Raw genomic sequence first — 14,221 nt, 5'->3', positions numbered from 1 at the left:
CTGTTTTCCCTCTGAAAGTGGCTTCCATAGACGGCGGACGCAGATCGGAACAATCTGCAATTCAGTAAATTTTAGTGATTACACCGCGTGTACCAGGGAGGCAGGCATCCGCTCGCTTCACGGTCGTGCATTCCCGATTGCGTGCGGGCCGTCCCCGGACATGATGGTTGCGTGGATGCCCGCATCGTCGAGTTCGCCGAGGTCCTTCGCCAGAACGGTGTTCGCGTCAGTACGTCCGAGGTCCAGGACGCGCTGCGCGCCACGTCCGAGGTAGGCCTCAAGGATCGGAACCTGTTCCGTTCGGTGCTCCGCACCACGCTGGTGAAGCGCGAGCTGGACGTGGACACCTTCAACCGGGCCTTCGAGTTCTACTTCTCCGGCGCGGCGAGGACGTTCGAGGCCATCGACAAGTCGCTGGCGCAGCAGTTGGAGGAGGAAGGCTACCTGGAGGGCGACCTGCTGAAGATGGTCCTCATCCAGATGCACCAGCTCCTCCCGGAGATGTCCCCCCTGGCGCAGGCCGTGCTGATGGGAGACCGGGCCCGGCTGGCGCAGATCTTCCGGATGGCCTCGCTGCAGTTGGACCTGTCGCGGATGGAGAGTCCGCTCCAGGCCGGGTTCTTCTCCAGGCGCATGCTGGCGGCGGCTGGAGCGGACAAGGCCCGGAACGACATGAAGTCGCTTGAGGACGAGCTACGGGCCCGCGGCCTCACACCGGAAGGGGTGGAGATTGTCTCGCGCCATGTCGCGGCCGCGATGCGGAAGATCGAGGACGCCGCCCGCCAGGAAGTGAAGCGCCAGGCGGAGGCCCGCATCCGCCGCCGCACCGACACCGCCGCGGACAAGCCGCTGCACCTGCTCACCCAGGCGGAGGTGGACCAGATGGAGTCCGCCGTGCGCACCCTGGCGGAGAAGCTGCGCAGCCGGCTCATCCGGAAGCAGCGCTCGCACCGCAAGGGCGCCCTCAACGTGCGGCGCACCCTGCGCCGGAACCTGCCGTGGGGCGGGGTGCCCATGGTGCCCCAGTTCCGCAGCCGCCGCCCCGAGCGCCCGGAGCTGGTGGTGCTCTGCGACGTGTCCGACTCCGTGCGACAGGCCTCGCGGATGATGCTGCTGTTCATGCACACGATGCAGTCGCTCTTCGTCCGCGTGCGCTCGTTCGTCTTCGTGTCCGACGTGGGCGAGGTGACGCAGTACTTCAAGGACCTGGAGGTCGACGCCGCCATCGACATGGCCACCGCGGGCAAGACGGTGTCGCTGAGCGCGAACTCCAACTACGGCCGCGCCCTGGCCGACTTCACCCGGGACCACCTGGGCAGCATCACCCGCCGGACCACCGTGATGGTGATTGGCGACGGGCGGAACAACTACAACGCGAACAACGCCTGGGCCCTCAAGGACCTGCGCCGCAAGGCGAAGCGGCTCTTGTGGATCTGCCCCGAGGAGCGTGGCAACTGGGGCATTGGCGACAGCGAGATGCTCACCTACGAGAAGCACTGTCACCAGGCCGTCGTCGTCACCTCCGTGTCGGACCTGGCCCGGATCGCCGACCAGCTCGTGCCCGCGTAGTCCCGGGCCCATTCCCCCGCAAGGCACCTCCCCATGTCTTCCTTCCTCTTCGACGACAACGGATTCCAGGACGTCCCCAACCGGGAGTCGTCCACGGACCTCACCGCCGCCGACGACCGCACCCTGCGCTGGGCCGCCCCTCCGCTGGACGCGGCGATGCTCGACGCCCTGGTCCGCTACCAGCAGACCTACCTTGCCCAGGCCTCCGGGCAGGGGACGGAGACCCTGGCCAAGGCCCACACCGAGGCCCTGGCCGCGTCGGGGCTGGACCCCAAGACGGCGGAGCAGGGCAGCGCGCTGCTGCGAGCCTTCGGCGGGCGGCGCTGGGCGGCCCGCAAGCTCCAGGACAAGCTGGGTCAGCTCCAGGGCGGCGCGGCGGACGAGCTCAAGGGCCGCATCCAGGACGAGCTGGCCAAACAGGAGCGCGAAACCAACGCCCTGGCGCGGCGTTACGGCGAGGACGCCCTGGTGCTGCTCCGGGCCCGCGAGACGGAGCTGGTGGACCTGCACACCCGCCTGACGCACCTGCTCAGCCGGAGATGAAGCCGGGCGGGCGGCCGGTTGCATTCCGCGTCCGGCCATCGGATAAGGGCACGTACTTGCTCAGGGTTCTTCCATGAAGCGCTATTTCATCCACACCTTCGGCTGCCAGATGAACGTCAACGACTCGCTCCGCATGAGCGAGGTGTTGAGCCAGATGTCCTACGCGCCGACGCCGGTGCCGGACAACGCCGACCTCATCATCCTCAACACCTGCTCCATCCGGGAGAAGGCGGAGGACAAGATGCTGTCCGCCCTGGGGCGGTACAAGCCGGTGAAGGCCAGCCGTGGCGCGCTGATTGGCGTGGGCGGGTGCGTGGCGCAGCAGGAGAAGGACAAGCTCCTCAAGAAGGTGCCGTACCTGGACTTCGTCTTCGGTCCCGACAACATCGCGCGCCTGCCGGACATCATCGGCCGGGTGTCCGCGGAGCGGGAGCGGGTGGTGGAGACGGCCTTCGTGAACTCGGAGGAGTACGTCTTCCCGCGCGCCGACCCGGAGACGTCCCGCGGCAAGGTCACCGAGTTCGTCACGGTGATGAAGGGCTGCGACAACGTCTGCTCGTTCTGCATCGTGCCGCACACGCGCGGCCGCGAGGTGAGCCGGGCGTTCCCGGACGTGCTCGTCGAGGTGGCGGACCTGGCGAAGGTCGGCGTGCGCGAGGTGACGCTCATCGGCCAGAACGTGAACTCGTACGCGGGCGGCATCTCCTTCGCGCAGCTCCTGCTGCGCACCGCGGAGGTCCCCGGCATCGAGCGCGTGCGCTTCACTACCAGTCACCCGCATGACCTGTCCGACGAGCTGATCGAAGCCTTCCGCGTCCAGCCGAAGATCACCCCGCACTTCCACCTGCCGGTGCAGTGTGGCAGCGACCGCATCCTCAAGATGATGCGCCGCGATTACACGGTGGTGCAGTACCTGGAGCGCCTGGCGAAGCTGCGCGAGGCGCGGCCGGGCATCGCCGTCACCACGGACATCATCGTCGGCTTCCCTGGGGAGACCGAGGAGGAGTTCGAGATGACGATGCAGCTGACCGAGCAGGTCCGCTACGACAACCAGTTCTCCTTCGTCTACAGCCCGCGGCCCAAGACGGGCGCGGCCCTGCGCGAGAAGGACTGGGGCCCGGTGCCGCATGAGGTGAAGATTGCCCGCCTGGAGCGGCTGCAGAAGCTGCAGCGGCGCATCAGCGGCGAAATCACCGCGGCGCTGGTGGGCTCGGAGGTGGAGGTCATGGTGGAGGGGCACTCGCGCTACGACGCCACCAAGCGCTTCGGCCGCACGCCGGAGAACCGCACCGTCAACTTCGAAGGGGACGCCCCCGCGGGCGCCTTCGTGACGGTGAAGGTGGAGCGCGCCACGCCCAACCAGCTCTCGGGCAAGCAGGTGGCCCTGCTCAAGCCGCCCACGGTGGAGCCGCTGCCGGTGCCCATGGCCGAGGCGCCGTTCCACGTCGTCGCGGAGGCGTAGCCCCATGCCCCAGAGGCCATTCCGAGGGGTATCCCCCCGCGTCCACCCGGGATGCTTCGTGGACGACTCCGCCCAGCTGGTGGGTGACATCGAGGTGGGGGAGGACTCCTCCATCTGGTTCAACTGCGTGCTGCGCGGGGACGTGAATCCCATCCGCATCGGGAAGCGCACCAACGTGCAGGACCTCTCCCTGATTCACGTCACCAGCGGCAGGTCCGCCACCACGGTGGGGGACGACGTGACGGTGGGGCACCACGTCATCCTCCATGGGTGCACCATCGGCAACCGGGTGCTGGTGGGCATGGGCGCCACCGTCATGGACGACGCGGAAGTGGGGGACGACTGCATCATCGGCGCGGGAGCCCTGCTGACGCCGGGCACGAAGATCCCCCCGGGCTCATTGGTGGTGGGCTCTCCGGGCCGGGTGAAGCGCCCCATCACCGAGGCGGAGCGTGAGTTCCTCCTGATGTCCGCCCAGCACTACGTGCTGCTCGCGGCCGAGTACCACACGGACCGCTGAGTCGCTCGCGAGCCTACGCTGGGCGTGTTAGGAGCACATCCATGGCTCTCGTGCCTGCCACAACGCTCAAGGCGTGCCCGCTGTTCAAGGGGTTCACGGACACCGGCATCCAGATTTTCGCCGGGGTCGCCGTCACCCGTGCGTTCCCCAAGGGAACCGCGCTCTTCGCAGAAGGCAAGACGGGGGATTCGCTCCTCATCGTGGGTGAAGGCACCGTGCGCCTGAGCGCCAAGAGCGCCGGGGGCGAGGATGTGTCCCTGGGTGAGGTCGGCTCCGGCGAACCCCTGGGAGAGCTGGCCCTGGTGCAGAAGGGTGAGCGGCTGTGCACCGCCACCGCCGTCACCGACGTGTTGGCCTTGGAGATTCGCGCCGCGGATTTCCAGAAACTCCTGGCTACCAAGCCGCAGGCCTGCGTGAAGCTGCTGATGGGCATCGTCGCGCACTTCGGCCAGAAGGCCCGGGACAACCGGGACATGCTGCGCACGCTCATCGGAAAAGCGCCCGCGGCCTGAGCCGAAGGTGACGCCATTCGGGCGGGCGGTGGTTAAGCTGCCCGGCGGCTCTGGCTGTGCGGGATGGGGTAGGGCCTGGTGGATGGAGTTCCCACCTCGTTCCGCAGTGCGGGCCGGGGCGGAATGGGCCTCCTGGACGACTGGAACCCAGGTGGGCAGGCTGCCCGAAGGGGCGGCGCGACGTCGGGACAGTGGGGCAGCGGGAGGCGGCGGTCGGAGAATAAGAAGGGACGAGGGGCACCGAAGAGGGCCCAAGCGGAGGCCGGGTTTCAGGGATTTTTGTGGTCGATTCCCCTTGTTGACCCGGAGTTTTGACGACCCGCGCCCGGTTGATGTCTGGGCGCTAGAGGGGCGGCCTCAGGTGAGTGCCGGGGCGGGCCCTTCGGACGTGAATGGACAGGACGACGCGTGCAAGAACTTCTCACCAACCTCCTCGGCGACTCGCAGGGCTTCTTCGCCTATGCCACCGTGTTCGGCATCCTGGTGGCCTGCGGGCTGGGTGTTCCTCTTCCGGAGGACATCTCCCTCATCCTCGGGGGTTTCCTGGCCCACAAGGGGGCCGCCAACCTGTCGGTGATGATGGTGGTCGGCTTCGCGGGCATTCTCGTTGGCGACAGCCTCATCTACCTCGCCGGCCGCCGGCTGGGGGGGAGGCTGGGACGTGAAGGCGGCGGTGGCTTCTTCGCCCGCATTGTCACACCCGAGAAACGCGCGAAGGTGGAAGGGCTCTTCGTCAAGCACGGGCAGAAGATCGTCTGCATCGCCCGCTTCATGCCGGGCGTGCGCGCCGTGACGTACTTCACCGCGGGCTCCGTGGGCATGTCCTACTGGCGCTTCATCTTCTGGGATGGCCTGGCGGCGCTGCTGTCCGCGCCCGTGTTCATCTGGCTCGGCTTCCACTTCGGTGGCGAGCTGGACACGATGATCTCCAAGTTCAAGGAAGGGCAGTTCGCCGTGATGGGCGTGCTGGCCGCGGCAGCCATCGGCTACTTCGTGTGGCGCCGCCGGCAGGCCGCGCAGCGCGCCCAGGCCGCCGCCATCGTGGAGCCCGTGGTGGTTCCCGCGCTGGTCCACGAGTCGGTGGCCGCGCCGCTGCGTCCCCAGGTGTCCAGCACGGGCGACGCCCTGTTCGTCGCGGCACCGGAGCAGGCCGCCGCCGACAGCTCGCACGAGCTGCAGAAGTCGTAGGCCTTCGAACAAAGGTCGCCGGGGACGACAGCTTCCCCGGCGCCTTCCGTGGTTGCCGGGCTTCCGGGATCAGGGTCAGGATTGAGGGATAGCCTCAACGTCGACCTTCATCTGAGCCCCGTGAATGCCAAAGAACCTTCTTCGTGCCTGTGCCGTGGTCCTGCTCGCAACCACCAGCACCGCGCAGGCGCAAGCCGTCCCACTGGCCCCATCCGAGGCCGAGGACTCCTCCACACCCGCCAACCCCGTGTCGGCGGACGCCCCACCTGATGCGCCAGCGGCGCTGCCCGAAGCCGAACCGGGCGAAGTGCCGGCCAGCGCTGTCACTGAAGACGTTCCGGCGGTGAGCCCCGAGGTGCCGCCCGTTCCGCCGGATGGTGACGCCTTCGCGAAGGACACCGCGCTCGTCCCCGAGGGGACGCCGTTCCTGCCACCGCACATCGAAGACCCCGCGCGGGCCCGCGCCCTGGCCGAGGAGACGGAGCGCAGCGCGCCGGCCCTGGTCGTCAGCGGCGGCATCAGCCTGGGCGCGTATCAGGCGGGGTTCATCTCCACACTGGTCCGGTTCTGGAGCGTCGCGCAGCGAGAAGGCGAGCAGGCGGACCTGGGCAACCCCGCGCCGCGTGTGTGGACGGGCGCCTCGGCGGGGGCGGTGAACGCGCTGCTCGGGGGACTGGCTTCGTGTGACACGGCGTTCGCCCAGCCCACGTGGTCTCCGGAGCAGAGCCTCTTCTGGACTGTGTGGATCGACCAGCTCGACCTGGGGCGGCTGCTCCCCGAAGAGCGGAATGAGCCACCTCAGGGCACGCATCTCTTCAGCGAGCCCCACATGCAGGACACCCTGCAGCTCATCCTGAAGAAGGCCCAGACGACCCGCTTCAAGGAGGACTGCACCTTCGCCTACGGCATCACCGTGACGAACCTGCGAGGGCGCGAAGTTCCCTTCGGCGACGGCGGACCCGACGCCCAGTTCAAGCTGAAGCGCGTGACGGAGAAGCTGGTCGTCCAGGTAATGACGCAGGGCGAAGGGAAGCTCACCGCCCGGCTGCCCTTCATGGAGGGCGCGGTGAGCGCGTCGTTCCCCCACATCGGAGTGAAGCCCAAGGAGCTCGCGTACTACCCGGCGCTGGGCGCCCAACCGACGGGCGACGGCGGACATGAGGTGTCCCTGTCGAACCTGCTGCTTACCCCGCAGGCCTCCGGGGCCTTTCCGCTCGCGTTCCCCCCTGTTCCCGTCGAGGTCTCCTTCTTCAACCAGACGCAATGGGGGCCCCTGGAGTCCCTCAAGCTCATTGACGGCGGCGTGCTCAACAACAACCCCGTGGACCTGGCGGTGCGGCTCGGCTCGCGGTGGGTGGAGCGCGGAACCTCGCGGGAGACGACGCTCAATCGTGAGCGCTTCCCCGTCGTCTACCTGGACCAGGACGCGGTCGGCTGGGACTGGGCGTCACCGCCGGAACGGCCGGAGCGCTCCCGCAGCCCCTTGGACGAGGCCTACTTCCAGTACCTGGGCAACGTGCTGAACGCCGCGCGCGACAGCGCCGTGCTCAACACGCTGGAGCACGACATCAATCTGTCGGGCCGCATCCAGATTCCTCGCCGCACGTCCGTGCTCCCGTCGGAGTTCCAGTTCGCGATGATGGGCTTCTTCGACCGGCGCTTCCGCGAGCACGACTTCTACCGGGGCATGCAGGACGCCATCCGCTTCCTGTCCACTCAGCTCACCTCGACGCGCGCCGTCGACCTGCTGGTGCCTCGCGCTGGCAAGGAGCGTCTGAGGGATCGTGAGCTCCGCGTGCTGAAGGTCCTGCGCATCGACTCGCCCGGCTTCCGCTGCGTCGTGGGCAATGACTGCACGATGACGCCGCAATTGGGGCGGCTGCGCCAGGCCACCGATGCCCTGACGAAGAAGGCGGAAGCGGGACAGCTCCAGAAGGGACAGGTCGACGACCTGCTCTCCGTGCTGGGCGACGTGGGCTACCAGTACAGCGAAGGCGTCATGGAGGGGATTGAAGCCACGGGGACCCGAGAGGACCTCATCCCGGTCCGCCAACGCGTGGGCACCGCCTTCCACAGCCTCGTCACGCAGCAGCGGGGCAATCTCAAGATTCCGCTCCGTCCCGCGGGCGCCGCGTTCCTGGACGAGTGGCTGACGTATTCGAAGCCGCACCATGTCTGGACGCTCAGCGCCATGCGCCAGCGCGGTGTGGGCGTGGGCGTGGAGCTTCCGTTCCTGGCGTCCGAGCAGGGACGCGACGACTACGCCTACAGCCGCAATGAGTGGCGCTTCGGCGCCGTGCTGTCCGGGCTGGGCGTGCGGGACATGGACCAGCTCGTGCCCAACGACACCCGCATCCGTTGGGCCTCGCTGGGCCTCTACATCGACTGCGTCTCCGACATGGACGGCTTCTCCGGCGCGATTCCGTTCCTCGACCTGGGGCCGTACGTCCGGTGGCGCGCCGGACTGGGCGTGTCCGCGGGCTACCTCAGCAAGCCCAACGAATGGGCGCTGACGGTTCCGGAGGCCCGCCTGGGCGTGGACCTGGCGGAGATGGTGGGCGTGCGGCTCACGATGCCGGTCTACCTCCTCAAGAAGACGGAGGGAGAGCGGCGGCTCATCAGAGGGACGCCCAAGTACTTCAAGGAGCTGGGCCTGGGCGTCGAGTTCCTCCTCACCCGGTGGTGAGCTTCAGCGCGCTCCGGAGCCGGTCCGCCAGCTCGCGGACCCCCGGGGCGCGCAGCACGCTGTAGTGGTCGCCGGACGCGGCGTGCTGCTCCAGGCCGGTTCCCACGAGCGCCTTCCATCCGCCGTCCTCGGGCAGGCCCTCCGCGCCCTCCGTCGCCTGGAGCCGCAACACCCGGCCCGGGTTCAGCGCGGGCGGCTGGTAGCGGCGCGCGGCCCGGAGGTTGGCCTCGAAGACCTGGAGCAGGGCCCGCAGGTGCGCGGGCTCCATTCCGGGCGGCAGGGCGCCCGCGCGCTGACCGGCTTCCCAGAGCGCTTCTACCTGGGCCTCGGGCGACTGGGACGCGTCCGGCGTGGCCAGGTCCGCGAACCCGATGCCCAGCAGGTCGCTCGCGAAAGCGGAGACGACCTGCGCGGCGTCGGGCTCCGGCTCGGCGGCGTTGAGCACCGCGGGCGTGTAGGCGTCGATGAGCGCCAACAAGGCCACCGTGTCGCCACGCTCGCGAAGCTGGCGCGCCATTTCATAGGCAATGACGCCGCCCACGGACCAGCCGCCCAGCAGGTAGGGCCCGGCGGGTTGGACCGTGCGGATGGCCTCCACATAGGCGGCCGCCATCTCCTCCACCGTGCCCAGCGGCGGCGTGCTGCCGTCGAGCCCTTGCGCCTGGAGTCCGTAGAACGGGCGCTCTGGCCCCAGCAGCCGGGCCAGCTCCGCGTAGGCCAGGACGTTGCCTCCGACAGGGTGCACGCAGAAGAACGGAACCTCCGTTCCACTCCGGCCCGCGTCGAACGGGACCAGCGACGACGCCGGTCCAGCGTCCTCGCGGCGCAGGAACGCGGCGAGCTGCTCCACCGTGGGGGCCTGGAACAGCGCGGCCAGGGGAAGCGGCCGGCCCAGGGACTCGCGCAGGGCCGCGACCAGACGCACGGCCAGCAGCGAGTGGCCCCCCAGCTCGAAGAAGCTGGAGCGCACGCTGATGGGCGCCACGCCCAGGAGCTGCTCCCAGGTACGCACGAGCCGCAGCTCCAGCCCATCCCGCGGCGCCACGTGGACCTCCTGGCTTCGGGTGTCCGCGAGCGTGGGCGAGGGCAGGGCCTTGCGGTCCACCTTGCCACTGGGGTTCAGGGGCAGGGCCGGCAGTGAGACGAAGGCCGGAGGCACCATGTACTCGGGCAGCCGCTGCTGGAGGTGCTGACGCAGCGCCTCCACGGTGACGGCGCCGCCCACGACGTAGGCCACGAGCCGCTTGTCGCCGGGCACGTCCTCGCGCGCCAGCACCACGGCGTCCTGGACCGCTTCGTGTGCACGCAGGGCCGCTTCGATTTCGCCCAGCTCGATGCGGAAGCCGCGCAGCTTCACCTGGAAGTCGAGCCGGCCCAGGTACTCCAGCGTGCCGTCATGTCGCCAGCGGGCCTTGTCGCCCGTGCGATAGAGCCGCTCGCCCGGCGTGGTCGCGAACGGGTGGGGGACGAAGCGCTCCGCCGTGAGGCCTGGCTGGCCCAGGTAGCCTCGGGCCAGGCCATCCCCCGCCAGGTAGAGCTCGCCCGCGGTGCCCAGGGGGGCCAGTTGCTGCCGCGCATCCAGCACGTACGCCCGAGTCCCCGCGAGCGGCTTTCCGATGACGGGGACCGGACTTGGGCTGTGCTGCACCTTCGCGAACGTCGCGTACACGGTGCTCTCCGTGGGGCCGTAGGCGTTGAACGCCGTGGTGCGCTCCGTGCTCGCCAGGCGGCTCCAGAGCGACGGGTCCATGGCTTCACCCGCGCACAGAATCCGCGCCGGGACGTGGGTACGCTCCAGCAGCCCGGCCTGGAGCAGCAGCGTCAGCTGCGCGGGCGTGCAGTCCAGGACGTCCACGCGTTGTTGCTCCAGCCACGCCAGCATCGCCTCCGGATCCCTCCGTGTGTCGTCGGGCAACAGGCACAAGCAGTGCCCGTCCGCCAGATGGACGAGCTGGTCCATGCTGACGTCGAAGTAGAGCGGCGCGTTGAGGCTGAACCGCTGCCCCGGCGCCTGCCCCAGGTGGAACGCGAGGTTCGAGGCCACGTGCAGCGAGGCCAGCGAGTGGTGCTGCACCATGACGCCCTTGGGCGTGCCGGTGGAGCCGGATGTGTAGATGACGTACGCGAGGTTCTCGCCTCGGACCTCCACCGCGACGTCATCCGTGGGCCGTGACGCCAGGTTCGACGCCCCGGTGTCCAGACACAGCAGATGCCGGACCTGAGGCTTCCAGGCATCCGCCAACGGCTGGACGGTGAGCAGGACGGACGCATTGCTGTCCTTCAGGACGAAGGACTTGCGCTGTGCCGGCGCTGACGGGTCGATGGGCACGAAGGCGCCACCCGCCTTGAGCACCGCCAACACCGCGACGATGGCGTCCGGCGTGCGCTCCAGGCACAAGCCCACGCGGACCTCGGGGCCCACGCCCAGCGAGCGCAGGGACGAGGCAAGCTGGTTGGCCCTCGCGTCCAGTTGGGCGAACGACAGCACCTGTGCCCCCAGTGTCACGGCGGGGGCCTCGGGCGTGCGCGCGGCTTGCTGCTCGAAGCGCGTGTGGAAGAGCGCACCACGCTCGCGGTCCGGTGCGATGTCGTGCCAGTCCACCATCAACTGCTGCTGCTCCGTCTCCGTGTGGAGGGACAGGGTGGCGATGGCCAGGTCCGGCGCGGCAACGGCACGCTCCAGCAGCAGCCGGAGATGGGTGGCCAGTCGTTCCGCCGTGGCCCGCTCGAACAGCTCGGTGCTGTAGACGAGCGCACCCTCGTAGCCATCCTGGGCACGCACCAGGTCCAGGCTCAGCTCGAACAGCGTCACCCCCGAGTCGTCGGCGTCCGCGGGACGGACCGACAGCTTGGGCAAGGCCAGCTCGGGGACCTGGGTGTTCTGCAACGCGAACATCACCTGGAACAGCGGCGTGCGGCTCAGGTCTCGCGAGGGCTGGAGCTCCTCCACCAACCGCTCGAAGGGCACGTCCTGATGCTCATACGCGCCCAGCGTGGCGTCACGGACTTGCGCCAGAAGCTGACGGAAGGTCATCGCGGGCGTGAGGCGGGCGCGCAGCACCAGCGTGTTCACGAAGAAGCCGATGAGCGGCTCGGTCTCCGCGTGGCGCCGGCCGGCGATGGGCGAGCCGACCAACACATCATCCTGCCCGGCATGACGGGCCAGGACCGACTGGAAGGCCGCGAGCAGCAGCATGAACGGCGTGACGCCTTCACGCTGCGCCAGCGCATCCAGCATCAGCGCGAGTTCCTGGGGCAGCAGCACCGGCACCACCGCGCCGTGGTGACGCAGCACCGCGGGCCGGGGCTTGTCGGTGTGCAACTCCAGCGCATGGGGTGCACCGGCCAGCTGCGACTTCCACCAGCCGAGCTGTTCCTTCAGCGTCTCGCCCTGGAGCCACCCCCGCTGCCAGAGCGCGTAGTCGGCGTACTGAACCGGAAGCTCGGGAAGGGCCGCGGGGTTCCCGTTCTGGAAGGCCTCATAGAACGTGGTCACCTCACGCACCAGCACGCCCATGGACCAGCCGTCCGAGACGATGTGGTGCAGGCACAGCAACAGGACGTGCTCGGACGGTTCCAGCTTCAGCAGCGTGGCGCGCAGCAGCGGCCCCGTGGCGAGATTGAACGGCTGTCGGGCATCCCGGGTGGCGCGCGTCATCGCCTCCGCCTCCCGCTGGGCCCGGTCCTGGATGTCCGAGAGGTCCACGACCTCCACCACCGTGTCGTGTGGTGGGTGGATGACCTGCCGGGGCTCGCCAGCCACCGATTGGAACGTGGTGCGGAGCGCTTCGTGCCGCTCCACCATGGCACTCACGGCTCGCCGCAGGGCTTCGACATCGAGCATCCCCGACAGCCGCAGCGCGGACGGCATGTTGTACGACACGTCTCCAGGATTGAGCTGATCCAAGAACCACAGCCGCTGCTGTGCGAAGGAGAGCGGCACCGAACCGTCCCTCCCGGCGCGCGTCAATGGCGGGAGCCGGAGCCTGGGCGTCGTGGAGGCCAGCCGCTCGGCGAGCGTCGCCACGGTGGGGGCCGCGAAGAACGCGCGAAGGTTCAGTTCCACATCGAAGGCGTCGCGGATACGGGCCACGACCTGGGTGGCCAGCAGGGAGTGTCCGCCCAACTCGAAGAAGTTGTCATGCCGGCCCACGGTGGGGATTCGCAGCAGCTCCTTCCAGATTTCCGCCAGCCGATCCTCCGTGGGCGTCGCGGGCGGCTCGACGTCGCGCGTGAGCGCGAGCTGGGATGCGTCCGGTGCCAGCAGCGCGTTGCGGTCCACCTTGCCGGTGGACGTCAGCGGCAAGGCGCCCAGTGGAACGAAGACCGACGGCACCATGTACTCAGGCAGCCGCTGCAGGAGGTGCTGGCGCAGCGATTCGGCGGTGACCGAGTCGACCACGACGTAGGCCACGAGCCGCTTGTCGCCCGGCACGTCCTCGCGCGCGAGCACCACGGCGTCCTGGACCTGGCCGTGGGTGCGCAGGGCCGCCTCGATTTCGCCCAGCTCGATGCGGAAGCCCCGCACCTTCACCTGGAAGTCGAGCCGCCCCAGGTACTCCAGCGTGCCGTCATGCCGCCACCGGGCCTTGTCTCCCGTGCGGTAGAGGCGGGCCCCCGGCTGTCCACTGAAGGCGTCCGGGATGAAGCGCTCCGCCGTCAGTCCCGGCCTGCCAAAATAGCCCCGGGCCACACCTTCTCCTGCGATGCACAGCTCGCCCGCGGTTCCCAGCGGCGCCAGTTGCTGGTGCGAGTCCAACACGTACACCCGCGTTCCCACGATGGGATGACCGATGACGGGGACGGGACTCGGGTTGCCCTGAACGCGCGCGGAGGTGGCGCACACCGTGCTCTCGGTCGGGCCGTAGACGTTGAAGGCCGTCGTGCGCTCCGTGCTGGCCAGTCGATTCCAGAGCATGGGCGACATGGCCTCGCCTCCGCAGAAAATCCTGGCGGGGACGTGGCTTCGTTCGAGGAGCCCGGCCTGGAGCAGGAGTGCCAGCTGCGCGGGCGTGCAATCCAGCATGTCGACGCGCTGCTGCTCCAGCCACGCCACCATCGCGTCCGGGTCCTTCCGCGTGGCCTCTGGCACCAGACACAGGCAGTGTCCCTCCGCCAGGTGCATGAGCCGCTCGACAGTGCCGTCGAAGTACAGCGGCGCGTTGAGACTGAGGCGCTGCCCGGCGGGCTCGGCCATCTCCAGCGACTCCGTCATTCCCTGGAGCAACCACGGCAGCGAGCGGTGCTGCACCATGACGCCCTTGGGCGTGCCCGTGGAGCCGGACGTGTAGATGATGTACGCGAGGTTCTCTCCGCGCACGTTCGCGGGGACGTTGTACGTGGGCAGTGACGCCAGCTTCGAGGCCAAGGTGTCCAGGCACAGCAGATGCTGGACCTGGGGCCGCCAGGCCTCGGCCAGGTGCTGGACGGTGAGCAGCACGGTGGCCCCGCTGTCCTCCAGCATGAAGGAGCGGCGCTGCGTGGGCGCCATCGGGTCGATGGGGACGAAGGCCCCTCCGGCCTTCAGTACCGCCAGCAGGCTGATGATGGCTTCCAGCGTACGCTCCAGGCACAGGCCCACGCGGACTTCCGGGCCCACGCCCAGCGTGCGCAGGTGCGCGGCGAGCTGGTTCGCCTTCGCGTTGAGCTGGCTGAAGGACAGCACCTGCTCATCCAGCGCCACGGCAGGCGCGTTGGGCGTGCGTCCCACCTGCTGCTCGAAGCGCGTGTGGAAGATGCCA

General features: G+C 69.1%; 8 protein-coding genes. 7 read left to right on the top strand and 1 reads right to left on the bottom strand.

The window, feature by feature from the left end; all coding sequences use genetic code 11:
* Positions 1–171 precede the first annotated feature (171 nt).
* The 7 genes from OZ403_RS19655 to OZ403_RS19625 all read left to right on the top strand — a co-directional run bounded on the left by OZ403_RS19655 (position 172) and on the right by OZ403_RS19625 (position 8,480).
* Entirely contained in the window at positions 172–1,569 is a 1,398-nt protein-coding gene (locus OZ403_RS19655; RefSeq protein ID WP_140791957.1) for a VWA domain-containing protein, read from the top strand.
* A 33-nt stretch (positions 1,570–1,602) separates the two neighbouring features.
* The gene (locus tag OZ403_RS19650; RefSeq protein ID WP_268784833.1) at positions 1,603–2,112 is read left to right on the top strand and encodes a hypothetical protein; all 510 of its coding nucleotides are present in this window, start codon (positions 1,603–1,605) and stop codon (positions 2,110–2,112) included.
* Between the two features lie 73 nt (positions 2,113–2,185).
* On the top strand, positions 2,186–3,574 hold the full coding sequence (gene miaB, locus OZ403_RS19645) for a tRNA (N6-isopentenyl adenosine(37)-C2)-methylthiotransferase MiaB (RefSeq protein ID WP_140791953.1): 1,389 nt from the start codon (positions 2,186–2,188) through the stop codon (positions 3,572–3,574).
* A 4-nt stretch (positions 3,575–3,578) separates the two neighbouring features.
* Positions 3,579–4,094 (top strand): gamma carbonic anhydrase family protein, encoded by a 516-nt coding sequence (locus tag OZ403_RS19640; RefSeq protein WP_090492640.1) that lies wholly within the window; start codon positions 3,579–3,581, stop codon positions 4,092–4,094.
* A 41-nt stretch (positions 4,095–4,135) separates the two neighbouring features.
* A complete protein-coding gene (locus OZ403_RS19635) occupies positions 4,136–4,606 on the top strand; it encodes a cyclic nucleotide-binding domain-containing protein (protein WP_140791951.1) in 471 nt (156 codons plus the stop codon).
* 408 nt (positions 4,607–5,014) lie between these two features.
* A complete protein-coding gene (locus tag OZ403_RS19630; RefSeq protein ID WP_140798519.1) occupies positions 5,015–5,794 on the top strand; it encodes a DedA family protein in 780 nt (259 codons plus the stop codon).
* A 124-nt stretch (positions 5,795–5,918) separates the two neighbouring features.
* Entirely contained in the window at positions 5,919–8,480 is a 2,562-nt protein-coding gene (locus OZ403_RS19625) for a patatin-like phospholipase family protein (RefSeq protein ID WP_268784832.1), read from the top strand.
* Here OZ403_RS19625 and OZ403_RS19620 read toward each other — a convergent pair.
* Positions 8,467–14,190 carry a non-ribosomal peptide synthetase gene (locus OZ403_RS19620; RefSeq protein WP_268784831.1) on the bottom strand — a complete coding sequence of 1,908 codons (5,724 nt, stop codon included), beginning with the start codon at positions 14,188–14,190 and terminating at the stop codon, positions 8,467–8,469. The genes OZ403_RS19625 and OZ403_RS19620 overlap by 14 nt on opposite strands.
* Positions 14,191–14,221 lie beyond the last annotated feature (31 nt).

The sequence above is a fragment of the Myxococcus sp. NMCA1 genome, from assembly GCF_026810205.1.
Taxonomy (GTDB): Bacteria; Myxococcota; Myxococcia; order Myxococcales; family Myxococcaceae; genus Myxococcus; species Myxococcus xanthus_A.
The sequence above is the reverse complement of the archived record's forward strand: the minus strand, read 5'-3'. Positions and strand labels throughout refer to the sequence as shown.

Excerpts from the sequence above, each read along its gene's own strand:
- OZ403_RS19650 (WP_268784833.1), top strand. The coding sequence starts at position 1,603 with ATGTCTTCCTTCCTCTTCGACGACAACGGATTCCAGGACGTCCCCAAC.
- OZ403_RS19640 (WP_090492640.1), top strand. The coding sequence starts at position 3,579 with ATGCCCCAGAGGCCATTCCGAGGGGTATCCCCCCGCGTCCACCCGGGA.
- OZ403_RS19625 (WP_268784832.1), top strand. The coding sequence starts at position 5,919 with ATGCCAAAGAACCTTCTTCGTGCCTGTGCCGTGGTCCTGCTCGCAACC.
- OZ403_RS19635 (WP_140791951.1), top strand. The coding sequence starts at position 4,136 with ATGGCTCTCGTGCCTGCCACAACGCTCAAGGCGTGCCCGCTGTTCAAG.
- miaB (WP_140791953.1), top strand. The coding sequence starts at position 2,186 with ATGAAGCGCTATTTCATCCACACCTTCGGCTGCCAGATGAACGTCAAC.